Source organism: Dactylosporangium sucinum (genome assembly GCF_014647515.1).
Taxonomy (GTDB): Bacteria; Actinomycetota; Actinomycetes; order Mycobacteriales; family Micromonosporaceae; genus Dactylosporangium; species Dactylosporangium sucinum.
In genome coordinates this window covers 1-404 of sequence record NZ_BMPI01000207.1, presented here as the reverse complement: position 1 = coordinate 404, position 404 = coordinate 1, and the positions used below count along the sequence as shown (strand labels likewise).

Annotated in this window: 1 pseudogene; it reads right to left on the bottom strand. The window is 76.2% G+C overall.

Going from position 1 to position 404, the window contains the following annotated elements:
• Positions 1-404: pseudogene (locus IEZ31_RS58095) on the bottom strand (PEP-utilizing enzyme); the annotation flags it as partial.

Below are 404 nucleotides of genomic sequence, written 5' to 3'. Positions count from 1 at the left end.
CAGGTCTTGCCCATGCCGCGGGCCACCACGGCGGCGTGCGAGGTCTTCCCGCCCCGGCTGGTGAGGATGCCCTGGGCGGCGATCATGCCCGGCAGGTCGTCGGGGTTGGTCTCCCGGCGCACCAGGATGACCGGGCGGCCGGCGCCGGCCACCGCGGCGGCCCGGGCGGCGTCGAACACGACGGCGCCGACGGCCGCGCCGGGGGAGGCGGCCACGCCCTGCGCGATGCGCTCGGGCGACCCGGACAGGTCGAACGCCGGGAACATCAGCTGGGCCAGCTGGGCGCCGCTGACCCGGTGCAGGGCCTCGTCGAGGTCGATGAGGCCTTCGTCGACGAGGTGGGTGGCGATGACGAACGCGGCCGCGGCGGTGCGCTTGCCGACCCGGGTCTGCAGCATCCACAG